Annotated in this window: 29 protein-coding genes and 1 tRNA gene; 15 read left to right on the forward strand and 15 right to left on the reverse strand. The window is 62.4% G+C overall.

The features are described from left to right. Positions 1-11 precede the first annotated feature (11 nt). Positions 12-935: an SDR family NAD(P)-dependent oxidoreductase gene (locus tag ACW5CM_RS09270; RefSeq protein ID WP_438255301.1), complete on the reverse strand. Its 924-nt coding sequence runs from the start codon at positions 933-935 to the stop codon at positions 12-14. Positions 936-1,016: 81 nt separating this feature from the next. Here ACW5CM_RS09270 and ACW5CM_RS09275 point away from each other — a divergent pair, with 81 nt between their 5' ends. Continuing rightward, a complete protein-coding gene (locus ACW5CM_RS09275) occupies positions 1,017-1,643 on the forward strand; it encodes an acyl-CoA-like ligand-binding transcription factor (RefSeq protein WP_438255300.1) in 627 nt (208 codons plus the stop codon). A gap of 3 nt (positions 1,644-1,646) precedes the next feature. On the opposite strand, the gene ACW5CM_RS09280 is transcribed toward ACW5CM_RS09275, so the two are convergent. Next, positions 1,647-2,027 carry a hypothetical protein gene (locus ACW5CM_RS09280; protein ID WP_438255299.1) on the reverse strand — a complete coding sequence of 127 codons (381 nt, stop codon included), beginning with the start codon at positions 2,025-2,027 and terminating at the stop codon, positions 1,647-1,649. 92 nt (positions 2,028-2,119) lie between these two features. Between ACW5CM_RS09280 and ACW5CM_RS09285 the strand changes: the two genes are divergently transcribed. The 4 genes from ACW5CM_RS09285 (at position 2,120) to ACW5CM_RS09300 (ending at position 4,433) form a co-directional block, all read left to right on the forward strand. Continuing rightward, positions 2,120-2,764, forward strand: a complete 645-nt coding sequence (locus ACW5CM_RS09285) for a DedA family protein (protein WP_438255298.1) — start codon at positions 2,120-2,122, stop codon at positions 2,762-2,764. Between the two features lie 96 nt (positions 2,765-2,860). Continuing rightward, entirely contained in the window at positions 2,861-3,292 is a 432-nt protein-coding gene (locus tag ACW5CM_RS09290; RefSeq protein ID WP_438255297.1) for a helix-turn-helix transcriptional regulator, read from the forward strand. Between the two features lie 10 nt (positions 3,293-3,302). After that, positions 3,303-3,707 carry a VOC family protein gene (locus ACW5CM_RS09295; RefSeq protein ID WP_457124826.1) on the forward strand — a complete coding sequence of 135 codons (405 nt, stop codon included), beginning with the start codon at positions 3,303-3,305 and terminating at the stop codon, positions 3,705-3,707. Positions 3,708-3,737: 30 nt separating this feature from the next. Further along, on the forward strand, positions 3,738-4,433 hold the full coding sequence (locus ACW5CM_RS09300) for an NADPH-dependent F420 reductase (protein ID WP_457124827.1): 696 nt from the start codon (positions 3,738-3,740) through the stop codon (positions 4,431-4,433). A 34-nt stretch (positions 4,434-4,467) separates the two neighbouring features. On the opposite strand, the gene ACW5CM_RS09305 is transcribed toward ACW5CM_RS09300, so the two are convergent. Beyond that, positions 4,468-5,106, reverse strand: a complete 639-nt coding sequence (locus ACW5CM_RS09305) for a histidine phosphatase family protein (protein ID WP_438255294.1) — start codon at positions 5,104-5,106, stop codon at positions 4,468-4,470. A gap of 136 nt (positions 5,107-5,242) precedes the next feature. Between ACW5CM_RS09305 and ACW5CM_RS09310 the strand changes: the two genes are divergently transcribed. Beyond that, a complete protein-coding gene (locus ACW5CM_RS09310) occupies positions 5,243-5,431 on the forward strand; it encodes a DUF4177 domain-containing protein (protein WP_438255293.1) in 189 nt (62 codons plus the stop codon). Next, entirely contained in the window at positions 5,428-5,943 is a 516-nt protein-coding gene (locus tag ACW5CM_RS09315; RefSeq protein WP_438255292.1) for a DUF2165 family protein, read from the forward strand. The genes ACW5CM_RS09310 and ACW5CM_RS09315 overlap by 4 nt, the downstream gene beginning before the upstream one ends. Here the strand turns inward: ACW5CM_RS09315 and ACW5CM_RS09320 are convergent. Further along, complete coding sequence (locus tag ACW5CM_RS09320; RefSeq protein WP_457124828.1) at positions 5,928-6,818, reverse strand: L,D-transpeptidase; 891 nt, start codon at positions 6,816-6,818, stop codon at positions 5,928-5,930. The two genes, ACW5CM_RS09315 and ACW5CM_RS09320, sit on opposite strands and share 16 nt — an antisense overlap. 132 nt (positions 6,819-6,950) lie before the next feature. On the opposite strand from ACW5CM_RS09320, the gene ACW5CM_RS09325 reads away from it, so the two are divergent. Continuing rightward, the gene (locus ACW5CM_RS09325) at positions 6,951-7,733 is read left to right on the forward strand and encodes a hypothetical protein (protein ID WP_457124829.1); all 783 of its coding nucleotides are present in this window, start codon (positions 6,951-6,953) and stop codon (positions 7,731-7,733) included. Between the two features lie 2 nt (positions 7,734-7,735). Further along, positions 7,736-8,785, forward strand: coding sequence for an ankyrin repeat domain-containing protein (locus ACW5CM_RS09330; RefSeq protein ID WP_457124830.1), 1,050 nt, complete (start codon positions 7,736-7,738; stop codon positions 8,783-8,785). A gap of 6 nt (positions 8,786-8,791) precedes the next feature. Here the strand turns inward: ACW5CM_RS09330 and ACW5CM_RS09335 are convergent, their stop codons facing one another. Further along, positions 8,792-9,385 carry an acyl-CoA-like ligand-binding transcription factor gene (locus ACW5CM_RS09335; protein WP_457124831.1) on the reverse strand — a complete coding sequence of 198 codons (594 nt, stop codon included), beginning with the start codon at positions 9,383-9,385 and terminating at the stop codon, positions 8,792-8,794. Positions 9,386-9,469: 84 nt separating this feature from the next. Between ACW5CM_RS09335 and ACW5CM_RS09340 the strand changes: the two genes are divergently transcribed. Genes ACW5CM_RS09340 through ACW5CM_RS09350 form a run of 3 tightly spaced genes read left to right on the forward strand, consistent with a single transcriptional unit; the run spans position 9,470 to position 12,718 of the window. Then, on the forward strand, positions 9,470-10,297 hold the full coding sequence (locus ACW5CM_RS09340) for an SDR family NAD(P)-dependent oxidoreductase (RefSeq protein ID WP_438255287.1): 828 nt from the start codon (positions 9,470-9,472) through the stop codon (positions 10,295-10,297). Position 10,298: 1 nt separating this feature from the next. Next, the gene (locus ACW5CM_RS09345) at positions 10,299-11,921 is read left to right on the forward strand and encodes an FAD-binding protein (protein WP_457124832.1); all 1,623 of its coding nucleotides are present in this window, start codon (positions 10,299-10,301) and stop codon (positions 11,919-11,921) included. After that, positions 11,918-12,718 carry an SDR family NAD(P)-dependent oxidoreductase gene (locus tag ACW5CM_RS09350; RefSeq protein WP_457124833.1) on the forward strand — a complete coding sequence of 267 codons (801 nt, stop codon included), beginning with the start codon at positions 11,918-11,920 and terminating at the stop codon, positions 12,716-12,718. The genes ACW5CM_RS09345 and ACW5CM_RS09350 overlap by 4 nt, the downstream gene beginning before the upstream one ends. Before the next feature lie 32 nt (positions 12,719-12,750). On the opposite strand, the gene ACW5CM_RS09355 is transcribed toward ACW5CM_RS09350, so the two are convergent. The 5 genes from ACW5CM_RS09355 to ACW5CM_RS09375 all read right to left on the reverse strand — a co-directional run bounded on the left by ACW5CM_RS09355 (position 12,751) and on the right by ACW5CM_RS09375 (position 17,906). Further along, positions 12,751-13,164 carry a DUF4260 family protein gene (locus tag ACW5CM_RS09355; protein WP_457124834.1) on the reverse strand — a complete coding sequence of 138 codons (414 nt, stop codon included), beginning with the start codon at positions 13,162-13,164 and terminating at the stop codon, positions 12,751-12,753. Then, entirely contained in the window at positions 13,161-14,978 is a 1,818-nt protein-coding gene (nhaA, locus tag ACW5CM_RS09360; protein ID WP_457124835.1) for a Na+/H+ antiporter NhaA, read from the reverse strand. Before nhaA ends, ACW5CM_RS09355 begins: the two co-directional genes overlap by 4 nt. A gap of 466 nt (positions 14,979-15,444) precedes the next feature. Beyond that, a complete protein-coding gene (locus ACW5CM_RS09365) occupies positions 15,445-16,071 on the reverse strand; it encodes an NAD(P)-dependent oxidoreductase (RefSeq protein WP_438255275.1) in 627 nt (208 codons plus the stop codon). Continuing rightward, positions 16,068-17,285, reverse strand: coding sequence for an FAD-dependent oxidoreductase (locus ACW5CM_RS09370; protein WP_438255274.1), 1,218 nt, complete (start codon positions 17,283-17,285; stop codon positions 16,068-16,070). Before ACW5CM_RS09370 ends, ACW5CM_RS09365 begins: the two co-directional genes overlap by 4 nt. Positions 17,286-17,300: 15 nt before the next feature. After that, positions 17,301-17,906, reverse strand: coding sequence for a PadR family transcriptional regulator (locus ACW5CM_RS09375; RefSeq protein WP_457124836.1), 606 nt, complete (start codon positions 17,904-17,906; stop codon positions 17,301-17,303). Between the two features lie 45 nt (positions 17,907-17,951). Between ACW5CM_RS09375 and ACW5CM_RS09380 the strand changes: the two genes are divergently transcribed. Next, complete coding sequence (locus ACW5CM_RS09380; protein WP_457124837.1) at positions 17,952-18,128, forward strand: hypothetical protein; 177 nt, start codon at positions 17,952-17,954, stop codon at positions 18,126-18,128. 206 nt (positions 18,129-18,334) lie between these two features. Here the strand turns inward: ACW5CM_RS09380 and ACW5CM_RS09385 are convergent, their stop codons facing one another. From ACW5CM_RS09385 to ACW5CM_RS09395, 3 genes are all read right to left on the reverse strand, one after another. Then, on the reverse strand, positions 18,335-19,075 hold the full coding sequence (locus ACW5CM_RS09385) for an SDR family NAD(P)-dependent oxidoreductase (RefSeq protein ID WP_438255271.1): 741 nt from the start codon (positions 19,073-19,075) through the stop codon (positions 18,335-18,337). Positions 19,076-19,445: 370 nt separating this feature from the next. Beyond that, on the reverse strand, positions 19,446-19,829 hold the full coding sequence (locus ACW5CM_RS09390; RefSeq protein ID WP_438255270.1) for a DoxX family protein: 384 nt from the start codon (positions 19,827-19,829) through the stop codon (positions 19,446-19,448). 48 nt (positions 19,830-19,877) lie between these two features. Beyond that, the gene (locus tag ACW5CM_RS09395) at positions 19,878-21,035 is read right to left on the reverse strand and encodes an alpha/beta hydrolase (RefSeq protein ID WP_438255269.1); all 1,158 of its coding nucleotides are present in this window, start codon (positions 21,033-21,035) and stop codon (positions 19,878-19,880) included. Between the two features lie 129 nt (positions 21,036-21,164). Here ACW5CM_RS09395 and ACW5CM_RS09400 point away from each other — a divergent pair, with 129 nt between their 5' ends. Both ACW5CM_RS09400 and ACW5CM_RS09405 read left to right on the forward strand, forming a co-directional pair. Then, positions 21,165-21,710, forward strand: coding sequence for a TetR/AcrR family transcriptional regulator (locus tag ACW5CM_RS09400; RefSeq protein WP_438255268.1), 546 nt, complete (start codon positions 21,165-21,167; stop codon positions 21,708-21,710). Positions 21,711-21,967: 257 nt separating this feature from the next. After that, on the forward strand, positions 21,968-22,177 hold the full coding sequence (locus ACW5CM_RS09405; protein ID WP_438255267.1) for a hypothetical protein: 210 nt from the start codon (positions 21,968-21,970) through the stop codon (positions 22,175-22,177). Here the strand turns inward: ACW5CM_RS09405 and ACW5CM_RS09410 are convergent. Beyond that, positions 22,174-22,911, reverse strand: a complete 738-nt coding sequence (locus ACW5CM_RS09410) for a group I intron-associated PD-(D/E)XK endonuclease (RefSeq protein ID WP_457124838.1) — start codon at positions 22,909-22,911, stop codon at positions 22,174-22,176. The two genes, ACW5CM_RS09405 and ACW5CM_RS09410, sit on opposite strands and share 4 nt — an antisense overlap. A 126-nt stretch (positions 22,912-23,037) precedes the next feature. Then, positions 23,038-23,114: transfer RNA gene (locus tag ACW5CM_RS09415), tRNA-Pro, on the reverse strand. Between the last annotated feature and the right edge of the window lie 76 nt (positions 23,115-23,190).

Here is a 23,190-nt window from a genome sequence, read left to right on the forward strand (position 1 = left end):
TCGTGGTGTTCTCAGGCGCCGAGATCGGCGGTGTTGATGCCGGCGAAGGCATCGGCGACGGCGGGGTTCGCGGCGATCATCTCGTCGGCGAATTGCTCACCCGTGACGTAGTAGGGCTTCAGGTCTGTCGAATCGGCCTTGAGCTCGTCGGCGACGTGAGTCCAGCCTTCCGGAGTGCTCTCCGGTGCTTGCACTCGCGGCATTCCTGCGAGGGCAAGGCGGCCGGCATGCCCGCCACTCACCTGGAAGAAGTCCCCGTGCACCGTCGTGTCCTGGTGGGCGAGGAAAGCGACGAAGTTCGCCACGTGCTCCGGGCCCATTCCGTCACGAAGAGTGCTGATGATGTCGGGGTTGCTGTAAGCACTCTCGGTCATAGGGGTCCAGGCAGTCGGCATGATCGTGGTGACGTTCACGCCGACGCGATCGCCTTCCATGGCGAGCGAGTTTCCAAGCGCCCAGATCGCGCCCTTGGCCGCGCCATACGCACTCGCTCCGGGATTCGCGAGCACTCCGCTCGAGGAGACCAGTATGAGCCGGCCCGCCCCGGAAGCCACGAGGTGCGGCCATGCTGCGCGAGAGACTTCGACGGTTCCGCGGAAGGACACGTCGAATACCTTCCAGAACTCATCGCTCGGTTGTTCTCCGAAGAGACCCACGCGAATGATTCCCGCGTTGTTGACGACGATGTCCAGCTGTCCGAAAGTGTCGATCGCCGTCTGGACGACGTCGGCACCGCGGGTACTCACATCGTGGACGTCCGCCACTGCTGTGCCTCCACCCGCAGTGATCTCGTTGACAACGCGGTCAGCTTCGGTGCTCGATACGTCGTTGACGACGACGCGCGCTCCACGTTCCGCTAGCGCGATCGCGTGGGCACGTCCCATTCCCTGTCCGGCTCCTGTGACGAGCGCGACTCGTCCGTCGAAATCCAGCATCGGTGCTCCTTCCGTAGGGTGAGTCCAATATGAGACCCGGTCTCATAATACGCTCCTTCCGGTGCAGTAGGGTCGGGCATCATGCCATCTGAGACCAAGCTCCGCCCCGGGAGGCGACCCCTCACCACACCCGAGAAGATCGAGAGCACCGCACTCGACCTTCTTCTGGAACGCGGGTTCGACACCGTATCGGTCGCCGAGCTCGCTGCGGCGGCGGGCGTAAGCAGAGCGACGTTCTTCCGCTACTTCGCGACCAAAGCGTCGGTCGTATGGTGGGGGTTCGATCGTGCGGTCGATCAGCTGGCAGAGGCGCTGCAGAATACGCCTGAATCAGTGGAAACCCTGAGCGGGCTGCGCGCCGCCATCGCACAGTCGGTCGCGGCCGGGATCGATCCGGGCGGGGTGTGGTGGGAGCGGTTCGTGCTTCTGGATTCGACGCCATCGCTGCGTGGCGAGGCCACGGACCGCTGGAACCGCTGGCTTCAGGTCGTAGCCGCCTTCATCGCCGGCCGGATGGGCCTCGGCGAATCCCATCCGATACCCGCAGCGATCGCTGCAGCACATCAGGGGGCGTATCTCGCGACCCTTCGCACCTGGGACGGGCGACCGGGCGACCCGCACGAGATGCTCGCACGAATGATGAGGACCCTGACGACTCTCGACGTCGCGCTTTCCGGCCTTGTCGCCGACGAGCAGGACATCAGCTAGCAATCACCAGAATCGCGGTTCCTCGGGTTCGGGCACGCGGTCGGCTCCGCCCCAGCGCAACGCCTCACCCGTCGCAGCAGCTGCCGCAGCGTCCGCTCCGCGCAGCGCGATTTCGGCCTCTGCCGAATTAGCGCCGATCGGGTCGACCAGGAGCGTCGTGCTGACACCGGAGCGGGTGGACGCAACGGTACACTCCAGCACGCGGCCCGTCCAGGTGACCGCTTCACTGCCGTGCCGGGTGCTTTGCTGGTACCGAATCCTCGTCTCCAGGTCGGTCACCGCGATCACGACCGCAATACCCGTGTCGTCCAGGCGCTCGACCACCTCGACGCGATGCGCTTGCGGGATCGGCGCCGACACCGCAATCACAATCGTCCTGTCCATAGCTACAGCTTATGAACCCCACCCGGCGAAGCAAGTGGCACTTCCGATGTCTCCCCGCTGAACTCCAGACACCTGCCGTTACGCTGGAGACCATGGATGCCGGAGCCGAAAACCTTAATGCGATCGCTGCCTGGGCAGTCTCCCTTATGGAGACGCTCGGTGGAGTCGGCGCTGGCGTCGCCATCGCCGCCGAGAACCTGTTCCCGCCGCTTCCGAGTGAGATCATCCTGCCCCTGGCCGGATTCGCCGCCGCGCAGGGAACGCTCGGACTGATCGAAGTGTTGATCTGGACGACGATCGGATCCGTGGTCGGGGCGCTGGCTCTGTACGGCATCGGCGCGTGGCTCGGCCGGCGACGGATGTACGCGATCGCACAGCGGATGCCGTTGATCAAGGTCGAGGACGTCGAACGCACGGAGGCGTGGTTCGACCGGCACGGTTCGAAGGCAGTGTTCTTCGGGCGGATGATCCCGATCTTCCGCAGCCTGATCTCCATTCCGGCGGGCATCGAACGGATGCCGCTGCTGCGGTTCACTCTTCTCACCACTGCCGGCAGCGCCATCTGGAACACGATCTTCGTCCTCGCCGGTTTCTACCTGGGCGCGAACTGGCACGTCGTCGAGGAATACGCCGGTGTTTTCCAGAAGATCGTCATCGCCGTCGTCGTCATCGCCGTCGTGACGTGGATCATCATTCGTATCCGGCAGGTGCGACGGAAGCGTCTCGCCGTCGATTGACCGCGGCGTCGACGCACGCCCAACGGTCGAGTCCTGCTCCTGATCTGTTCTGCACCCGGCGCCCGCGAGCGCGCGTGAAAGTGTCAGGATGGATGCATGGCGGAGGTGAACGACCGGACGGACCTCATCGTGATGCGCCGTGTGCGCGATCGGATCGATCGAGAGTTCGCGCACCCTCTCAATATCGAGGATCTCGCCCGCGGCGCACACATGTCCGCGGGCCATCTCAGCCGGGAGTTCCGCCGGATCTATGGCGAGCCGCCCTATTCGTATCTCATGACCAGGCGGATCGAGCGGGCGATGACGCTGCTGCGTCGCGGCGACCTGAGCGTGACTGAGATCTGCTTCGCCGTCGGGTTCTCATCGTTGGGGACCTTCAGCTCCCGGTTCTCCGAGCTCGTCGGTGTGTCGCCCAGCGTGTATCGCGACGACCCGTCCCGCTCCGTCGAGGGCATCCCGCCATGTCTTGCGCGTCAGGTGACCAGACCGGTCAGAAATCGAGAAGCGCATCTCCGGACATCCACCTAGCGTTGTCGCTATGAACATCGACATTCACAACGCGTTCCTGCCCCACACCGACGCCGACGCGGCGCTCGGTTTCTACCGCGACCTGCTCGGGTTCGAGGTCCGTAAGGACGTCGGATACAAGGACATGCGCTGGATCACGGTCGGTCCCGTCGGCAGCGCGACCTCGATCGTGCTGCATCCGCCGGCCGTCGACCCCGGCATCACCGACGACGAGCGCGAGACGATCATGAATCTTATTGCGAAGGGCGTCTACACCGCCCTCACCCTCGCGACGGACGATCTCGACGGGTTCTTCGAGCGGATGGAGGCCGGTGGCGCCGACATCGTCCAGGAGCCCACCGATCAGGACTACGGCGTGCGCGACTGCGCGTTCCGCGATCCATCCGGCAACCTCATCCGCGTCAACCAACTCTGACCGGATCGACTTCCGCCATACGATGGCCGGGTGGAGACATTTCGCGGGATGAAGACGCTCGGTGTCCTCGGCGCAGGTCGCCTCGGCACTGTGCTCGCCCGGTTCGCCGTTTCCGCAGGGTTGCGCGTCCTTGTCGCGCGGTCAGGCGATCCAGCGCCGATCGCACACCGCATGCGGTCGATAGGTGCGACAGCCATGTCTACAGCGGCTGTCATCGAAGAGTCAGATGCTGTGGTTCTCGCACTTCCGCTCGGAAGCCTCCAGACGCTGCCCGCCGATGCGCTGTGCGGCAAGCTGGTCATCGACGCCATGAACTACTGGTGGGCATCGGACGGCATTCGCGACGATCTGAGCGATCCGCGCACTTCGACCAGCGAGCTGGTGCAGGCCCATCTCGGTGGCGCTCGCGTCGTGAAGGCGCTGAGTCACATGGGGTATCAGGACCTCGAGGACGAAGCGCGACCGACGGGTGCACCGGGGCGCAAGGCGATCGCGATCGCCGGGGATGATTCCCACGACATCGAAGTCGTTTCGCAACTGGTGGATGCACTGGGCTTTGACCCTGTGCACGCCGGACCGCTCTCGGCGGGAATCATGCTGGAGCCCGGTGCCGAGGCGTTCGGAGCTGACGTCGATGCCGGTCAGCTGCGCGACATGCTCGCCGGGTTCTGGGAGTCGCAGCGCGGGATCATCGTCCGCCGGGCTCGCGCTCACAGCCAACGATGACGGCCGCCGGTGACGGCGATGGCCGCTCGAATGGTCAGCGGGCGCGTTGGACCGGTGGCATGTTGATCCCGAGTACACGCGCCCGCCCCGGCCAGTCCGACTCCCCGCGATAGGGGAAATCGAGTTCCAGCAACGCCGAATTATCGAGCGCTGGAAAGATGTCGCGGTACCAGTCGGGGTCCAAACCGATGAGCTCGCAGAGCATCAGACGCATCAGCGTCGCGTGGCCAACGATGAGTACCCGGCCGTCGGGAAACTCGGATGCCAGTTCGTCGAACACGGGCATGGCACGCGCAATACCGTCGATGCCGGCTTCACCACCCGGAAGCGGATGCTGTGCCGGCCGCCGTCCGAAACCTGCCCAGTCGACGGGGAAAGCGGCCGCCAACTCCGCTGGTGTCAGTCCCTCCCCCTGTCCGAAGTCGATCTCGACAAGACGCGGGTCGATTCGGAGGGGCAGCTCGGCGGCGTCGGCAGCGGGTTCAGCGGTCAGTCGTGCCCGGCTCAGCGGCGACGACACAATCGCCGAGAGCGCGGCGGTCCCTGCCCATTCGGCGAGCGCGGCGGCCTGGTGAACAGCCCCCGGAACGAGAGCGACATCGGACGAACCCGCGTACCGATGTTCGGCGTGCCAGACGGTCTCACCGTGTCTGGCGAAGTACAGCGTTGTCATACATCCTCCACTCGTTGCCTCCACTCTGGCGCACGTTCGCCGCCGCGCTGGCAACCAGCGGCGTTTCGCCACCGTGGCCGCGTCACCATTGACGCCCGCAGAGGGTGATGCCATGGTGAGTTTTGAAGGAGCAGCCATGCGCGAATACGCTTTTGCCAGCATCCCGATCCTCCGACGGCGCAGTGGGACCGTGCTGAGAACGGACTATCGTGACGTGATCCGTGACCACGCCGCAACCGGTTGGGAGTTCGTTCAGGCGATCAGCTTCGAATCAGACGCACAGCCGCGCCTAGACCTGGTGTTCACACGAGAGGTAAGAGAATGAAGCATCCACTTCGACTGTTGCAGGCCTTCACCCTTTTCTCAGCCGGACTCTTCGGGCTGTTCGTGTTCATGGGCAATCTCATGGACTACGACTCCAACTACCAGTTCGTCAAGCACGTGCTCTCGATGGACACCACGTTCGACGGCAATGCGCTGATGTGGCGTGCCATCACCGCACCGTGGGTGTGGACTGTCGGCTATCTCGGCATCATCGTTGTTGAGGGGGTCTTCGCCGCACTCGGACTCATCGGTGGTGTCAAACTTTTCCTTCTGCGCGACGCCGATATCGCCCGCTATGACAAAGCCCGCGTGTGGGGATACGCCGCCTACGCCCTGGGCTTCGCGATCTGGTTCATCGGCTTCATCGTCATCGGCTCCGAGTGGTTCGCGATGTGGCAGTCGAGCTCATGGAACGGCAAGGACACAGCTATGCCGCTCGCTATCCTCTGGGCCGGGTTCGCGGTACTCCTCGCGCAGAACGAGCCCGTGACCGTTGATCAGGGACGGATGTAGACCGGCGTACCGACCGGAACCTGCGCGAGTGCATCGATCGCTGCCGGGTCGAGGCGGATGCATCCGTTCGAAATCGCGCCGGCTCGAGCGTCGTGATAATGGAAGGCGGTAACGGCAACATCGCCTCCGGCGAACCCGTCGAGGGTTGGTGACTGCACAGCCAGGTACACGATCGGATGCCCGCGCGTGTATCCGAACTCCGGAACGACAGCCGTCTTCATCACGAAGCTGCGTCCGATGGGCGTGGGCGTCGCTTCTGTTCCCCACGCGAAATCGGTAGCGATGCGCTCTGGCACGCCATCTCGAACGATGTCGACTGTGCGCTCGGACAGGCTCACCTCGACACTGACCGCGGACTCGGTGATCACGACGTCCGCGACGCGCAGCCATCCGGTGATCTGGGCGGGGTTGCCCTGCGACGGAATCGCCTGACGCCCGGCGAGCAGAACTCGCACCCAGTGCTCCTGCCGTTCGATCACGGGGACCGTCGTGCCGCCGTGCACGAACTCGATGGGCAGGTATGCCACCGGCTCCGCGGTGGGATCAGCCCACACCGGCGCTCCCTCACCCTGCGCTGTGGCGTGCTGGCCGGAGGTAGGCGCATCAGGAGCGTCGTCGACGGGGAGCGCCGCGTTGACGGCGTACACATTCGCTTCTGGCAACACGGCCACGTCGTACACGGATGTGTTCGCGGGGAACCCGGTCGGTGTCTCAGAGGGGGTGGGAGTCGGCGTCTGCGTCGGTATCGCTGTCGCGGCCTGTTCGGGCGGGGAGGCCTCTGTCTGTCGTGACCCGATGATCCACAGGAGCGTGAGCACCAGAGCAATAGCCAGCGCCGCCACGAGGGCGATCATCCAGCCCGTTCTCTTCTGCACTCTGACCCCACCTAGCAACACATAAACATCCGGCGCCAATCGTAGCAACGGCATTAACGTTTCGTTTCCGAATCATTGGCTCGTCGTTCATGCTGCCGCCGTACCGTCGCGATCGTAGAGCAGAGTCGGCGTGTGGAGAGCATCATCAACGGATATCGGCAGGCACGTGGTATCGGAATCGTCGTCGTCCTGGGCGTCATCGTGTTGCAGTTCGTGGTTCCGCTTTTTTCGAACAGCCCGTACCTGGAGGCACTCGATCCGCAGGGCATTCTCATCTCCGTCGGTATCGGCATCGTCTGCCTTCTCATCATCTGGCTCTCGTTCCGTCCACCGGCACATCAGCGCCGCGAGTTTCAGGATGCTCCCCTCGGTGTTGGCATGCTCATCTCGGCTCGGGCGACCGGTACCTCAATCAACGATCAGCCACAGATCGAGCTGATCCTTGACGTTGAGACGCCGGATGGTCGAAGCATCCGCGGCAGCGCGCGCACGATCGTCAACCAGGGTGAACTCGCGCAGCTGACCCCCGGATCGACGATTCCGGTGCGGTATCGCGAGGACGGCAGGTTCGCGGTCGTTCCGGATGCTGCGACCGCGGATCTGCAGAACTCTCTATACGCTGCCCGGGTCGCCCGCGGCATGCTCACCGAGCAGCAGGTCGACGTCGCCACCCGCGGCACAGACGCCACGGCCGTGATCATGGCGATGCAGCCTACCGGCGAGATCGCGCATGGCCAGGCGGTGCTGCATCTCGACCTGCGCGTGAACAGGCCCGATGGCAGCAGTTTCGATGCCAAGCGAGACATGCCCGCTGCACCCGCAGCACTCGAGGACCTGCAGCCGGGCCGCATCGTGCAGGTGCGATACCTGCCAAGCGACGAGACGTACGTCGCGATCAGTACACGGGTCGGTTGATCGTGGCTCGGCTCCGCAAACGCCTTCCCAGAGATTTCGAGCAGATTGTCGCATCCGGCGATCTGGAGGAGATGCAGGCGGTCTTCAGTGTTTGCGATATCAACGCGCGCAGCGCCGGGAAGGCTCCAGGGTTATCCACCTACGGCATTCCTGAGGCGCTGATCCGGTGGATGGTCGCATCCGGTGCTGATATCGAGGCGCCCGATGATGATGGTGAGACGCCGTTGCATCACCATGCCGGCGCGTGGAATGGCCACCCCGCCGTGCTGATCGAGCTTGGTGCGAATATCGAGGCGCGCGACCGGCGCGGGCAGACGCCTCTTTTCGGTGCCAGCATCGATGTCGACAACACTCGAATACTGCTGGCCGCTGGCGCCGACGTCCATGCCACGAATCTCGAGGGGCACACCGCGCTCGAGGACCGGATGCTGGATGCTGACACCGGCGATCTGGACCGCATCGCAGCGACTTCGCGGCTGCTCGTTGACGCGGGCGCGACTGTGACGGATGCCGGTCGGGCTGCTGTGGTTCGCCTGGGCGAGAAGTTCGAAGCCATCCGCGAGGTCTACAACCCGGACTCTGTGGAGCGGGCTGCACAGGACATGGCAGCGCTCTATGAGCTGTTCGACGCAGAGCCTGCGCCGGCTGTGCAGCGTCATGACGGGGTCTCCCCCATCGAACTGCACAGCACCGACTGGCGTGACCAGTACGACGAACTCTGGGCGAGCCTCGTGCCGGCCATGGGCCCGGCACCCACGGTTCAGGGTGAGACAGTGCGCATCGCCACGCGAGTACTCAACGAGATCGAAGACAACGGCTCGGTCAACTGGGACGATGATTTCCGGGCGATGCTCGACTCGCTTCCCGCACACCTCTCATCCGGAACGACGCTCACCCCCGACCGTCTCGCTGAGCTTGATCAGTTGGTGCGCACACTACGGCGTGGCAGGTCCAGCGGCACCGAGACGCTCGAACTCGTACGGTTGGTCGTGGTCTGGGTGTCACACAATCTTGAGCCGATGCCCCTTGTCGAACCGCCGTACCGGCGGTGACCCCGACTACTGGTTGTTGACGTTGCTCAGTCCGTGCAGCGCTTGGGTAATGCACTCTGCGGGATCACTGGGATCTTCCTGCAGCCCCCACCAGTGGAGCGCCTCGATGATTGCCATGTGGATTGCTGCCCCTGCGGTGACAGGGATCAACGCCTGGGCAGATTCGCCTCTGCGGGTAGCGACGAAGTGAATCACAGCGTGGCGCCAGCCCTCGAAAGTGCTTGATCTGTTGGTGCGCAGTTCCGGCGAGAGGGCAATGAGGCGCAGTCGTGCACGCATCGTCGTGAGGTCCTCGACGTTGCGGGCGAAGACGTTGGTAATCGCGTGAGCAACTGCGTCGACGATCGGGCTGCTCTCGGCCGCGGCATCCAACTCGGCTGTGAGCGCATCAACGGAAACTTCGATTCCGCCCCAGACGATGTCGGCTTTCGTCGGGAAATATCGATGCAGGGTTCGCACGCTCATGCCTACCGTCTCAGCGAGAGAACCCATCGATACGTTCTCGTAGCCGCGGAGCGCGATGAGGTCAAGAAGCTGACCGCGCAAAACCTCCGGCTCGGCTTTCGGCGGACGGCCTATCCGAGTCCCGTGTTGCTCCATGCCTTCACAGTACCCAGTTGTCGACAAAGACCTTATGGCATACTCTGTCATAACGTGTTTTGCGAGCTTGCCATGGAGGCAGTGATGTCTTTTCCTTTTCCTGATGTTTCTGCACAACCGATCGCGAATCTGATCGCGTTGAACGGACGGGCGGCACTCGTTACCGGCGGCGCCCAGGGTCTGGGCCGGGCCATCGCAGAGCGACTTGCCGAAGCCGGCGCCAACATCGCACTCGCCGATCTCAACGTTGAGCTCGCGAACGAAGCAGCCGGCGCAATCAGCACACGGTATGGCGTGAAAGCAGTCGGCGTGCAGATGGACGTGACCGACGAGAAGTCGGTGTCGGAGGCTGCAGCCGACGCTGCCGCCGCCATTGGGGCCCCGACGATCTGGGTCAACAACGCTGGCCTCTTCCCGAGTATCCCGGTGGCTCACATGTCTGTTGAGGCTTGGGATCAGGTCTACGCAGTAAACACTCGCGGGGCCTTCCTCGGGGCGCGTGAAGCAGTGAATCAGATGACCGGCAACGGTGGAGTCATCGTGAATATTGTTTCTACGGCTGGCTTCCAAGCGCCAGCAGCGGGCCTGTCTGCATATGTGAGCTCGAAGCATGCGGTGCGCGGGATGACGAAGGCCATGGCCCTCGAGTTCGCACCGCTGGGTATCCGCGTGCTCGGCGTTGCGCCGAGCTACGTCCCCACTGAGGGCAATATTGCGATGGCGACCGCCATGATGGCAGAGGCCGCGGCTGCTGGCATCGAGATTCCTCCCATGGACGTCATGAACCAGAGCTTGATCGGACGCACGGGTACCCCTGACGACATCGCCCGTGTCGTACTGTTCGCGGCGAGTGACCTGTCCATGATCATGACCGGCAGTGTTCTGCTTGCCGACGCTGGAGAGACGATCTGACATGGCGACGTCCTCTGAGATGGAAGAACGCTACGACGTCATCGTCGTTGGATTCGGCCTCGCTGGCGCGGCAGCTGCCATCGAAGCGGCAGATCGCGGCGCCCGAGTGCTCGTGCTCGACAGCTCCTACGGTGGTGGCGCCAGCGCGTTGTCCGGCGGAGTCATATACGCGGGTGGCGGGACTCGCTACCAGGCCGAAGCTGGCTATGCGGATACTCCAGAAAACCTTTACCGCTATCTCAAGCAGGAGGTAGGCGATGCGGTAGACGATGCAACGCTGCGTAATTTCTGTGATGAGAGCCCAGGGATGATTCCCTGGCTCGAGCAGCAGGGCGTGTCGTTCGCCAGCTCGGTAGCACCGTATAAGACGTCGTACCCGACCGACGAGCACTATCTCTATTTCTCAGGAAACGAGAAAGCTCATCCCTACCAGTTGACCGCCACGCCGGCGCCGCGCGGGCACCGGGCGAAAGCCAAAGGGCTCTCCTCGGGAAAGGTGCTCTGGACGCATCTGGCCGAATCCGCGTTGCGCAAGGGGGTAACTTTCATCCCCATCGCTAAGGTCACCGACCTCATTGTCGATGAGGGCATCGTCACAGGCGTCAAGTACCGCGTGTTGGAACAGTCACACCCGACCGCCGCGCGTCACCGAAAGATGACGAAGCGCACCGCGAAGATCGGTAACTGGATGCCCGACCTCGTGAAGGGCACGACCGACAAGATCGCGCGAATCTGGCGAGACGGCTCGGTGGAGCGTGAGGCGCGTGCGGCGGCAGTCATCCTGTCCGCCGGCGGCTTCATCTACAACAAACAGTGGGTCAAGGAACACGCGCCCGGATTCACCAAGATCTCCCCGCTTGGCACTCCTGAAGATGACGGCAGTGGCATCCAGCTTGGAATGGATGCTGGCGGTGCGACCGCCAAGATGGGAAACGTCACTGCGTGGCGCTTCCTGTCACCGCCGAGCGCTTTCATCGAAGGTGTGACCGTTGGCGTCAACGGTAAGCGCATCGCGAATGAAGATCTGTACGGAGCCACTCACGGCAATGTGCTTATGCGCGAGTTCGGTGGAAAGGGGTGGGCCGTTTATGACGCCGACAACTGGAAGAAGGCGCGTCGCCAGTATTGGACGCAGACTCAGATCTTCCACAAGCTCACGGCGACCTACACTTTCACGATCGGTCACAAGCGCGCTCGCACGCTCGAGTCGCTCGCGATGAAGATGGGCGTTGATCCGGCTCGTATGGCGCAAACCATCTCCGCGTATAACGCCGGTATTGTCTCAGGTACCGGCGACCCGGCTCACAAGCAAGCAGACGTCTGCCATCCGGTCGCAAAGGCGCCCTTCTATGCAGTAAATATCTCCGATGACGCCTCCCCGTTCTCGCCCATCCCCGGACTGACACTCGGCGGATTGATCGTCGATGGAGACTCCGGGCTTGTGAAGCGTGAAGACGAGTCGATGGTTCACGGGCTATACGCTGCTGGTAGAAATGCCGTCGGCGTCTGTTCCAATAGCTACATCAGCGGATTCTCGCTGGCGGATTGCATCTTCAGCGCACGTCGAGCCGCCGCTCACGCCACAACTCACCTTCCAGATACAGAAAAGAAGCTCACCGCATGAATCTCTCCGGAAAAGTTTTCGTTGTCACCGGTGCTGGAAACGGCATCGGACGATCCACAACGCGGTTGCTCCTCGAGAATGGGGCGCGTGTCGCAGGAGTCGACCTGAATGGGGAGGGCCTCGCAACAACTGCCGCTCTCGCAGGGGCTGGCGAGCGCTTCAGCAGCCATATCGTCAACATTGCTGACCGTGAGCAGGTGATGTCTTTGCCAGCTGCAGTGATCGGCGCACACGGAAACGTCGATGGTCTCGTGAACATCGCAGGAGTAATCCAGAAGTTCGTCAAGATCATCGACCTTCCGTTCGAGGAGATCGAGAAGGTGATGAACGTCAATTTCTGGGGCACCATGAACATGATCAAGGCGTTCCTGCCCGCACTGATCGAACGCCCTGAGGCGAGCATTGTGAACGTGGCAAGCATGGGCGCCTATGCTCCTGTGCCTGGTCAGGCTGTGTACGGCGCTTCGAAAGCGGCGGTTCGGCTGCTGACCGAAGGGTTGTATGCAGAGCTTCTGAATACCAACGTGGCGGTCACATCTGTGTTCCCCGGCGCCATTGCGACCGACATCGCGTCGAACTCCGGCGTCACGCTCGGTGACGATGCTTCAGCCGATTCGCCTGCGTTCAAAATGACGTCCCCGGAGGCTGCCGGTCAAGCCATCGTCAAAGCCATCCGTAAGGGTTCTTTCCGCGTGACGATCGGGGCTGACGCATCAGCGATGGACAAGCTGGCACGCTTGAGCCCGAAGTTGGCGGCTCGCACGATCGCGAAACAAATGGGTAGCCTGCTGAACTGAGACAGAGCAAAGGACGTCACCACGGGCCACCATCAGGCGCGCGTTTTCCTGTCCTTCCCGATCCATCCCATATGGGTGTGTGTGAAGGCGTCCGGGAGCTTCAGACCGTAACCGAGAGCCCGGTCGACTCCCACGTGGAACGCCCAGGCGAAGGCGATGATGGAGGACCACAACGACAGGGCGGGCGTGAAGCTGCTGGCTACGAGTGCGACAACAGCCAGAACGACAGCCCAGGCGTAGGTATGAATAGCGTTGTACCAGGCGGCTCCTGCGGCGGGAGACCGAAGGTATCCGAGTTGTGACAGATCGAACACCAAAAACAGCGCCAGTGGCATCCACCACCAGTCTGGGGCCAAGACGATTGTCCCCACGAGCGAGAACACCGCGATCAGGCCACCTTCAATACGCTGGATTACTGCTGGTCCTGTTACGCCGCCGTCTCTCATTTGTGATCTTCTCCTTCCGCTCGGACCGCCTCTGAGGAGGACAGGCCGGTCCGAGCTGTGGCCTCGAGGGCGCGGATGAGCGAGGCTGCGTCAAAGGGACCGGTGTGCCGCACGCCGTTGACGAAGAAGGTGGGCACGGCAGTGATCTCCATTGCCTCAGCATCGAGCGTGTCGTCGCGAACGCGTGCAGTGACCTCCGCCGAGTTGAGGTCGGTTTCGAATCGATCAACATCCAGGCCCAGCTCAACGGCACGCCGCAGGATGTCTGCCGGCAGCTGGTTATTCTGATCTGCGAACAGGCTCCGCATGAACTCAGGAAATTTTCCCTGCAGCGCAGCCGCTTCAGACGCCTCCGCTGCGGCGAGCGCGTTGGGATGGTAGCTCGTGAGCGGAGCATGCCGCCAGACATATCGCACCTTATCCCCGAGCCCACGCTGCACTTCCGCAATAGCCCCTGTTGCTTTGAGACAGAATTCGCACTGGAAGTCGCCGTACTCGACAAGCGTGTAGGGAGCGTCATCTGGCCCGAACGTATTATCGCGAGACTCATCAACGGGACGAACGAGCGTGCGGCTCACCTCAGTCATCGGGTGCACAAGATCCGAGATACGAAAGAAGAGGCTGGCGAGAGCAAACGCGATGACGGATGCTGCGAGCACGCCCACGCGCGCGATGTTTTGGGTATCCGGGTCAGAGATCGCTAAATCGACGATCAGCAGCGAGATCGTGAATCCAATGCCGGAGAGCAGCCCACCGCCGGCTATGCGATCAAGTGTGAGACCCGGCCCGAGGCTGCCGATGCGGAAGACCTGCATGAGCGCGGTAGCTCCAAAGATTCCGACGAACTTGCCGACGACGAGACCGACGACGATTCCCCACATGATCGGAGATCGGACTGCGGCAGTAAGGACTTCTCCGCTGACGTGCACCCCGGCGTTCGCCAACGCGAACAGCGGGATGATGGCGTATGCGACAAGCGGTGCATAGGCGGTTTGCAGACGTTCGTTGATCGAAATCGATTCGCGCAAGCTGTTGGCGGCTACGCGCGCATACTGGGAATTTGGTGATTGGCGGAACGTGCGCGTGAGATCCAGAGCGTGCTCGACATCTCGGCGGTTGGGCCGATAGACGGGAACGAGGAGCGCAATAGTGACGCCTGCGAGTGTCGGATGCATGCCAGACGCGAGGAATGCGAGCCAGATGATGATCGAGAGCAGAGCGTACGTTGGCCCTCGACCGGCCCGAAGATATCGCGCGAAGTAGATTCCTGTGAGTCCGATTGCCGCGATGACGAGGGGAAGCAGTTGCACGTTCTCCGTATAGATGAGAGCGATGATTGCCAAGGCTCCGATGTCGTCAACGACGGCAAGAGCGAGAAGGAAGACGCGCAGTCGTCCAGGCGCACGCGGGCCGACGAGAACGAGAGCGCCGACGAGAAACGCGGTGTCGGTCGAGATGACAACGCCCCACGCGTCTTCATTGCCGGTCGCTGACGTAATCATGATGTACAGGAGCGCGGGAACCCCGAGGCCCGCGATTGCCGCAGCGACAGGAACCATCGCACGCGACCACGTCGTGAGCTCGCCGATGGCGAATTCTCGCCGCACTTCGAGCCCGACCGTGAAGAAGAACACCGCCATGATCGCTTCATTGACGAATCCGTGCAGGGTGAAGTTCAGCTGCAGATCTTCGACGCCGATGACAAGGTGAGTGCCCCACACTTGTTCGTACGAAGCGTACGAGATGTTTGCCCAAGCGACCGCGACGACCGTGGCGATCAACAGAAGGAGTGCACCGAGTCGACTTTGCCCCATAGCTTGGATGCGACTGCCGAAGGAGTGCTGGGAACGAGATTCGGATCGGTCGCGTTCCGGGTCTGGTGACCGCCGAATGATGGTCAGACCGACGTCGGAGCGCACAGATGCGTCCGATGATGATTCGTGTGCATTCATCGTCTGCGCCTTAACTCGCCCTTCTTCCGTGCAAACCATCTTGCTCTCGTTTGAGCCTGCGCGGTTGGTCAGTTCGAAGAAGCACCGCGGTCCAGGTTCGTCCTGGATCACCCTGACGCATACGCAGGATCCGGTCGGGCCAACCCAGCTGGTTCCTTCAGCGCCCAGAGTTGCGCCTTAGCCCTAGTCATTCTGGATCTCGCGGTCGACGCACCACCTAGCGGGACGTCACCCGCAGTCCATCTCATGGGACGCATGGTTTGCATGATTCTGGTCCCCAATTGGTCCCCGCACCGCAGTGCGGGTCACGCCCGCCGAGCTTCTATGCCTACCCCCGCGCATCGCGCCCTCGTACGCTCACTGCCACACGCGAATAATCGCCGGACTCGGCGAGGTTGACGAGGAGCTCAGCAGCATCCGCCCGGGTGAGTCCGGTCGGCCGGTCCAGCTCGCCCGTGCTCACGTGCGGCATGCCGACAGAGGGCGCATTGGCGAGCCTGTTGAGACGAACGATTGTCCAATCGAGATTGCTGTTGGTGACCACCCCTCCGGCATGCGCAGTATCGGCATACGCGGTTGCGAACACTCGGCGCAGTAGCGCCATCACCAATGCGGGATGGCGGGCGACGATCGGGTAGGCGCTCGTCATGATGAGTCGCCGCGTTCCAGTCGTGGTCATTGCTCTCACCAGGGTCCTGGCCGAATCCCGCACGGCTGTCGGATCGGCGCGGTCGCCACCGGCGAGCACCATGATGACCGCATCGGCATTCGCCACAGCGGTCGACATAGCCGTCAGATCCCTTGCATCACCGCGAACTGTCACGACCAGAGGCGATTGGTCGGGGACGCGTTCGGGGCGTCGGGCCAGCCCGGTGACGTGATGCCCGTGAGCCGTGGCCGCCTTGACGACATGTCCACCGAGACGGCCCGCAGAACCGATGACGGTGATCCTCATGGCCATGTCCTTTCAGCGTTCGACCGCGAATTCCAGTCGAGATGGTGTTCGTAGATCTCGCGGGAGCTCTTGGTATCGGCGGTGAGCCGCAGCACCGTGGGCAGCAGGGCATCGCGCATCATTCGACCGAGCGGACCGGGTGCCTTGCTGTTGTTGATTCGGGCGGCCGCTTTGACGATCTTCTCGACGCGGGGTCGCCGGATCTTCTCGAATGCGGCGAAGGCCGCGGCCGGAGAATCGTGGCCCCGGAGGGCGGCAGCCAGTACCGCGGCGTCCTCGATCGACAGCGAGGCTCCCTGACCCGAGGTGGGCGATGGTGCGTGAGCAGCGTCGCCCACTACCAGCATCCGGTCGGAGTGCCACCGCGGGAGCGAGGGCAGAGTGTGGATAGCGGTCATCGGAGCGAAATCGTCGGTAGCTGCAATCAGTTCGAGTGCCGGTCCGGCATCATCGCGATAAAGGTCAGCGAAAACGTTCCTCCACTTGTCGGAACTTAGCGCCTCAACTTCACCCCGCGCAGGTTCGCGTCGACGCGGAATGTTGACGAACCACCAGACCTCACCATCCGGTGCAGTGGCATAGCCGAAGAAGGCACGCCTGCCAAAGATCATCTCGTAACTCCCGGGAGCGGCTTTCACAGTGACGCCGCGCGCGTAGCCACCGGTGGTGAGCAGCCCACTGAACTTCGGACGCGGCGCATTTGGGTCAATGATTCGTCGAACGGTGGAGTGAATGCCGTCGGCTCCGATGAGAATATCGGCCTCTTCTTGAGTCCCATCCGAAAATTCTGCGCGAACACCATGACCTGTTTCGTGGGCCGAGATCAGTTGCTTGCCTTGCTGGATTGCGATGCCACGGCTCGTCGCCTCGTCATGCATGGCGCGGTAGAGCGCTTCACGCTGAATCGTCCGGCTGACGGTGCCGTCCGCTAACGTGCCGCCGGTCGGGGTGATGCCGAGGGTCTTGCCGGTGTGGGTACGGAGCCTGATCCCGGGCGTGGCGAACCCGGCCGCTATGGCACGGGTGTCAGCGTCAAGCGCGCGGAGCGCATCGATGCCGTTGGTGGCGAGGGTAAGCATAATTCCACGGCCATCGGCACCTTCTGGTCGCGCCTCGAACACGGTCGAGTGAATACCCGCTTTGTGTAGAGCGATCGCGCTAGCTGGCCCGGCGATACCGCCACCGATGACAAGGGCTGTTCTAGGTTGGGTCATGTCTTCAGTTCCTTTCTAACGAGTGGGGTCGGGTCGACTGTTCCAGAACGGTGCCCAGCCGGTACTGGTGATCTTGCGAATCAAGGTGTCGATGAATTCGGACTCCGCCCGCAGCAGCGCGATGCGGTAGTCGTCTTCCACCAGGAAGATCGGATGGACACCTCCGGCGATGGTTGTCGCCGCCTGCACGGCCAATGCTGATGCTTCTGTTTGGTTCTGCCGCTGTCTTGTTCGAAGTGACTCGACCGCTTCATCGATGGAAAGGATCGCCACGAGTGACAAGGCAGCGGAAAGCGATGGAAACTCGGCTGGCGGGTTCTCAATAAGATCTCGCAACCAGGCGCGGGTCTCGACGCGGCCGGCATCCGTCAACTCGTAGACGGTGTGCTTGGGGAGTTTGCCGGTGCGGCCGGTACCCGCAGCAACGATCATTTCTGCTTCAGCGAGCTGTTTGACCACGCCGTACAGCGCGCCGTAGCTGAGCTTGAACGTCTTAGCTGCGTCATTGTTCTTCAGCTGTCGATACAACTCATAAGCATGCATCGGTTGCTGAGTCAGATACGCGAGAACAGCGAGGCCTAGAACATTCTTACGGGCCGCGCGAGGGAGGTCTTGGCTCATACCGTCGAGACTAATCACGCAAAACTAGTTTTTCAAGACTAGATTATGATCGACCACACCATCGACGAATGGGTGATGAGGTACGGCGCATCCACGATCAAGAACACGATCGCACCGCTGACAAAAGTTCTCGACGAGGCGGTGCGCGACGGGCTCCCACCCATGAGTCCAGACAAGAATCGGCCCAAGCGGAGCCTTAGCCGTGATGACTCCCGAGAATAATCTGCTGAGGGGGCATCGCCCAGAGCGCACGCGAGGTCTCCTCGGCCACGCCTCCTCCGAAACCGCCCGCGAATTCCTACACCAGTCTCAGCCAGGCGCTCATTTAGCCGTGGAACGCGAGAAGGCCTGCAGTCTGAGTGTGTATAGCACCACTCAGACTGCAGGCCTTCTCTTCTATCGGTCACAAACGTACTGACCGAGTACAGCTAAATCGCCGTGGCACCACCGTCGATGACGAGCTCACTGCCGGTGATGTACGTCGACTCATCCGATGCGAGGAAGACGACGAGGTCGGAGATTTCACGCACGTCGGCCATGCGCTTCACGGGGATGGTCTGCGCAAACGCGTCGACGTCTTCCTTCGGAACACTGGCGAGCAGCGGCGTCATGACTGCTCCGGGGTGAACGGAGTTGGCGCGGATGCCCTTGTCGGCGTACTCGATGGCGACAGCCTTGGTGAGGCCGCGGACAGCGAACTTCGCCGCAGCGTAGGCGGCGTTCGTGGCCTGGTAGACGAAGCCCGCGACCGAAGAGATGTTGATGATGGAGCCGCCGCCGTTCTCGAGCATGCCCGGCAGTACAGCCTTGATGCCGTAGAAGACGCCGTGCTGATCGACGGCGACCGTGCGGTCGTAGTCTTCAAGCGACAGTTCTTCGATCTTGGCCATGGGGCCCGCCAGGCCCGCGTTGTTGACGAGCACGTTGACGGGGCCGAACTTGTCGTTCGCCTGCTTGACCACGTCGGCCCAGGCTTCAAAATCTGTGACGTCGTGCTTGATGAACAGTGCATTCTCGCCGATCTCGTTGGCGACCTTTTGGCCAGCCTCGGCGTTGACATCGGTCAGCACGACCCGTGCTCCGTGCTCAGCGAGCACGCGGGCGTGCGACTCGCCCATGCCTGCACCGGCTCCGGTCACGATAGCGACCTTGTTTTCTAGACGACTCATGAAGGTTCCTTTCTTTGCCGCGCCCGCACGCTGGAATCCGTATTTGCGTCGTGCGATACGCGCTCAATGGGCTTTTTAGGCTCAAGGCCGGCGCGGGTGTTTTTATGCTTCCACCCTACCAGATCAATGCATACGCATACATTTCAGCACATGTCGTCACTCTGTGCCCGTGCCGTCATCCAGAACAATACGACGCGCCCAAAAAAGGGCGCTTTCCGAATTTCACGGCCTCACCGCCCACAAAATCATGACATCGACAGAAAAAGGGGCCAGCACTCTTGGCAACAACGAAACGCCCCCGAGAGTTACAACTGCGCTATGCCTGAGCGCTTGACCAGATTTGACCGGACCTACGTGCGCGACCGAGGTCTCACCCTATGAAGGGATGCCGGCCGAAACGGCCCCACGCCAGAAAGACGGCCAGGACAAGGTAGACCACGTTCCCCGTCATTGATTTCACCTCTCCCCGGCGGAGGTGGACGAAGATCGCGCCGACCATCACTACCGCTAGCCCGATGGCGGCTAGTGGCACCAGAACCGGGGCGATGCTGAGCACGGCGGGAAGGATCAGGCCCGACGCGGCCAGAACCTCGACGACACCGATGGACTTGATGGCGGTTGCGCTGAAGTCTTCGGCCCAGCCCTGGGCTGGTGCAGTGACGAGCTTCGCCTTTGGCAGGACCAGCTTCACGGTGCCGGACGCCAGGAAAACTGCAGCCAGCAGTCCGGCAACGATCCACAAAGCAATATTCAAAATGGTCTCCTCGTATGGTTTATCTGGCAACTTGATTTCGCCAGGTGGTTAATTCGCCTCACCATTCCGACGGAGCACCGGGCCGCGGTGAGCGCTATGCCGGTGCTCGGTTCTGTCGGTTTCGAGGATGAGCTCGATGAAGCGCTGAACGGCTTCTGAGACGGCGGCCATCCGCAACGACGGGAACATGTCGAAGTTGTGGTTCGCGCCGCGCAATTCCGCATACACGACGGGGCTCGTCGACACGTCGCGAAGCTGCTCCGCGTAGGCACGCGCTTCTTCGCGTGGGATCAGCGCGTCGTGCGTGCCGTGCACGATCAGAAAGGGCGGGGCATCCGCATTGATCGCGGTGTGCGGCGAGACCACGTCAGAGCCCATTCCGGCCGCGCCGAAGTATTCGTACAACGCGACGACGCCGCGCACAGGCGCGCCGGTCAGTGCGGCGGTCGTGGCGAGGTTGGCACCTGACGAACCGCCGGCCACGAAGATCGCGCCCGGGTCGCCGCCGTACTCGCTGGCATGGTCGCGGACCCAGTCCAGTGCGTCATGCGCGTCGGCGATCTGGTCCGGATATCGCACGCCGTACATACGGTAGTTCACGCTGATGCAGACCCATCCGCGGGCGGCGAGATAATACAGCATGGCGTGGGAGAAAATCGACTTGCCGCCCCAACCGAAACCATTCAGGCCGCCGTTGTGGAGGTACACGAGCACGGGGGCCGGGGCCGTACTGGTTCGGTGGCGGGGCACGTACACGTCAAGCAGGTGTCCGATGCGGGCCGGCCCGTAGCGTCGGTTGCGGATGCGTCGTACGTCGGGGCGCCACGACACGATGGGTAGCAACACGATCCGCCACCACGACGAACGACTCCTGGGCACCACCCCACGGGGTCCGTAGACGCTCTCCAGCGCTGCCGAGAGCGTCGTGCGCGACGAACCGGCACGCACCAGGATCCACCCCAGCATCATGGCGACCAGCGCGGTACCAACGACCGTCAACCACCACCAGAATCCCGGCTGCGGATTCAGCACAGTGGCCCACGTGCCGGCCACCAGCCACCACAGCCCGATGAACGGAAGTTCGTTCATCCACCACCCGAATGCGAACGTCACCCGGAACGGCGCACTGCGACGTGGGTGGAAGGGAATTAGTGCAAATACGGCGAACAGGGCAACCGAGAGTGTTGTTGTCAACGCGCTGTTCATGCTCGCTCCTCCGATTTCGTGGTCTGGTCGAGCAGCATGTGGCACCTCCATCGATGATTTACTACTCTTGTAGAGAGGTCCCTACTCTACGCCTGTAGAGTAGGGTGTCAACATGTCGCGGAGGTCATCGTGCTGAGCAGCAACCGCCGTGAGCAGCTGGCCGACGCCGCCCTGGCGACGATCGCGCGGGAAGGCAGCCGGGGCCTAACGCACCGGGCCGTCGACCGTGCCGCCAGGCTGGCCGAAGGCACCACGTCGTACTACTTCCGGTCTCGAGGCAGCCTGCTCGAGGCTGCCGTGCGCCGACTGGCGCAGCACGACGCCCAGATGCTAATTTCGTTGCCCACCAGCTCACCGGACGAACTCGTCGACGCGTTCGCCCACGCCGTCGCCGACCTCGAACAGCAGCGATGGCTGCATGTCGCGCGGCTCGAACTCACCCTAGAGAGCACGCGGCATCCGGAACTGCGTGTCGTTCTCAGCGAATCCGGCAGCACGATTCATCGCGCGCTCACCGACCGACTGCACGCATCGGGGCTGCCGGATGCGGCGACCCGCGCAGCCGCGCTCCTGGTCACCGTCGACGGGTTGCTGGTCGACAGCCTCGCCGGCACCGACGCTCGAATGCCCGGACCCGACCACGCCCGCAGGCTGCTGCACAAAGCGCTCACGTAACACCAAAAATCAACGCCAGTATGGTCAAGTGCAGGAGGCAGAATGCTCGATCTGAGCTATGCACGGGATCTCGTCGTCACCGGAATCATCTTCGGCATCGCGGCATTCGCATGGGGCGGCTGAGCGGCCCCCGGCAGGATGGGCCTGGCGTGTGGTGCTCGCCGCGATCAGCGTCGGCGGATTGGTGCTCGCTGCCATTGGCATCCCGGTCGCCATCGAAAACTGGAACACTTCCACGGCGATCGATTTCCGTCGTCGTGTTCTGGATCAAGGTCATCGCCATCGTCGTCCTCGCCATCGTGCTTTCCCGCCGCCGCCGCGGCGAGCTCATCGCGCCCGTGGTGCTCATCATCGTCGGTGTGCACGACGCAGCTTCGCGCCGTCTCGGGATTAATCCACGAACCGGAAGGGGACGGATCGCGACGGCGATGGACCAGTACGGCGTCTACGGTGCGGTCAAGGGCTAAGCCTGAATATTAGCCATCGGTTGTTGTCTGTATCGAGCGTATGCGCTCAGATGAATCGCATGCAGTCCGCCGACGTCAGCAACCGGAATCAGAAAGCAATTCAGATCACCATCAATGACAAAGAACTCGTCGATCTCTTCTGGCCCGTACGTTCTGCGGACGTTTCCCGTCGTCGACAGGTAAGCCTTCCACGACCTACCTGAACGCGTACGCGTTGTTTTGACTTGCACGCGCCGAATTCCGCGAGCGTCAGACACAAGCAGGTCGTATCGACTGGGCTCGAGTGGCCAGGAGACGTCACAACCTGACATCGTGAACCAAGCTGCCGCTAATAGGGCGCCTGCACGATCAAGATGGTGAATCGCGGGCGTCAGCCCCGCCGCCGAATCAGCCCGCGCAGGCGCCTTGAGATGGGATACTGCGATATTGAGTCTTGCTGCATGTCCCCTCAATACCGCAACTTCCGACTCGTGCATGATCGACAAAGCTTCACCTACTTCAGCCCAGGTGGCCGCCTTGCGGATCGCGCCTCTCAGTTCGTCTTCTGTCCAACGGCGCTGACCACAAAAGTGCTGATAACTCAGGCCGAGCTCATCGGCGCGTGTCCGCACAGAGCAGATTGCGGCAGATGACGTGCTTGCGAGTCCCAGTGCGCGCAGCGTGCCCCGCCAGCTAGTCGAGGCCGTGATCGCGTCGGCCAGCTGTTCGTCGGAATACGTCCGCTCGCGCACCATGGCGTCACTCTACGGTTGGTCCCAGACAAAAGTGAACCGCACAACGCAACGTGACCTGCGCATATTCAATGACCTGCTCCATCACCAACGAAAAATCGCGGAAACCCTTGAGTTTCCGCGATTCTTTGGTCGGGCTGACAGGATTTGAACCTGCGACCCCCTGACCCCCAGTCAGGTGCGCTACCAAGCTGCGCCACAGCCCGTTGTTCTGCGCTCACGCGCAGGCAACTCCCCTATCTTAGCCGGATCTCAGCGCCTTCGCGAACCAGCATCCGAACC

The sequence above is a fragment of the Microbacterium wangyouchuni genome (assembly GCF_054072595.1).

What these genes read in the sequence shown, in the direction of transcription:
- nhaA (WP_457124835.1), bottom strand. Translation starts at nt 14,978, where the DNA reads ATGGGGCAAAGTCGACTCGGTGCACTCCTTCTGTTGATCGCCACGGTC.
- ACW5CM_RS09380 (WP_457124837.1), top strand. Translation starts at nt 17,952, where the DNA reads ATGATCGACCACACCATCGACGAATGGGTGATGAGGTACGGCGCATCC.
- ACW5CM_RS09290 (WP_438255297.1), top strand. Translation starts at nt 2,861, where the DNA reads ATGGCGGAGGTGAACGACCGGACGGACCTCATCGTGATGCGCCGTGTG.
- ACW5CM_RS09370 (WP_438255274.1), bottom strand. Translation starts at nt 17,285, where the DNA reads ATGACCCAACCTAGAACAGCCCTTGTCATCGGTGGCGGTATCGCCGGG.
- ACW5CM_RS09355 (WP_457124834.1), bottom strand. Translation starts at nt 13,164, where the DNA reads ATGAGAGACGGCGGCGTAACAGGACCAGCAGTAATCCAGCGTATTGAA.
- ACW5CM_RS09345 (WP_457124832.1), top strand. Translation starts at nt 10,299, where the DNA reads ATGGCGACGTCCTCTGAGATGGAAGAACGCTACGACGTCATCGTCGTT.
- ACW5CM_RS09270 (WP_438255301.1), bottom strand. Translation starts at nt 935, where the DNA reads ATGCTGGATTTCGACGGACGAGTCGCGCTCGTCACAGGAGCCGGACAG.
- ACW5CM_RS09340 (WP_438255287.1), top strand. Translation starts at nt 9,470, where the DNA reads ATGTCTTTTCCTTTTCCTGATGTTTCTGCACAACCGATCGCGAATCTG.
- ACW5CM_RS09385 (WP_438255271.1), bottom strand. Translation starts at nt 19,075, where the DNA reads ATGAGTCGTCTAGAAAACAAGGTCGCTATCGTGACCGGAGCCGGTGCA.
- ACW5CM_RS09315 (WP_438255292.1), top strand. Translation starts at nt 5,428, where the DNA reads ATGAAGCATCCACTTCGACTGTTGCAGGCCTTCACCCTTTTCTCAGCC.
- ACW5CM_RS09375 (WP_457124836.1), bottom strand. Translation starts at nt 17,906, where the DNA reads ATGAGCCAAGACCTCCCTCGCGCGGCCCGTAAGAATGTTCTAGGCCTC.
- ACW5CM_RS09335 (WP_457124831.1), bottom strand. Translation starts at nt 9,385, where the DNA reads ATGGAGCAACACGGGACTCGGATAGGCCGTCCGCCGAAAGCCGAGCCG.
- ACW5CM_RS09410 (WP_457124838.1), bottom strand. Translation starts at nt 22,911, where the DNA reads ATGGTGCGCGAGCGGACGTATTCCGACGAACAGCTGGCCGACGCGATC.
- ACW5CM_RS09280 (WP_438255299.1), bottom strand. Translation starts at nt 2,027, where the DNA reads ATGGACAGGACGATTGTGATTGCGGTGTCGGCGCCGATCCCGCAAGCG.
- ACW5CM_RS09365 (WP_438255275.1), bottom strand. Translation starts at nt 16,071, where the DNA reads ATGAGGATCACCGTCATCGGTTCTGCGGGCCGTCTCGGTGGACATGTC.
- ACW5CM_RS09285 (WP_438255298.1), top strand. Translation starts at nt 2,120, where the DNA reads ATGGATGCCGGAGCCGAAAACCTTAATGCGATCGCTGCCTGGGCAGTC.
- ACW5CM_RS09310 (WP_438255293.1), top strand. Translation starts at nt 5,243, where the DNA reads ATGCGCGAATACGCTTTTGCCAGCATCCCGATCCTCCGACGGCGCAGT.
- ACW5CM_RS09275 (WP_438255300.1), top strand. Translation starts at nt 1,017, where the DNA reads ATGCCATCTGAGACCAAGCTCCGCCCCGGGAGGCGACCCCTCACCACA.
- ACW5CM_RS09395 (WP_438255269.1), bottom strand. Translation starts at nt 21,035, where the DNA reads ATGAACAGCGCGTTGACAACAACACTCTCGGTTGCCCTGTTCGCCGTA.
- ACW5CM_RS09295 (WP_457124826.1), top strand. Translation starts at nt 3,303, where the DNA reads ATGAACATCGACATTCACAACGCGTTCCTGCCCCACACCGACGCCGAC.
- ACW5CM_RS09350 (WP_457124833.1), top strand. Translation starts at nt 11,918, where the DNA reads ATGAATCTCTCCGGAAAAGTTTTCGTTGTCACCGGTGCTGGAAACGGC.
- ACW5CM_RS09305 (WP_438255294.1), bottom strand. Translation starts at nt 5,106, where the DNA reads ATGACAACGCTGTACTTCGCCAGACACGGTGAGACCGTCTGGCACGCC.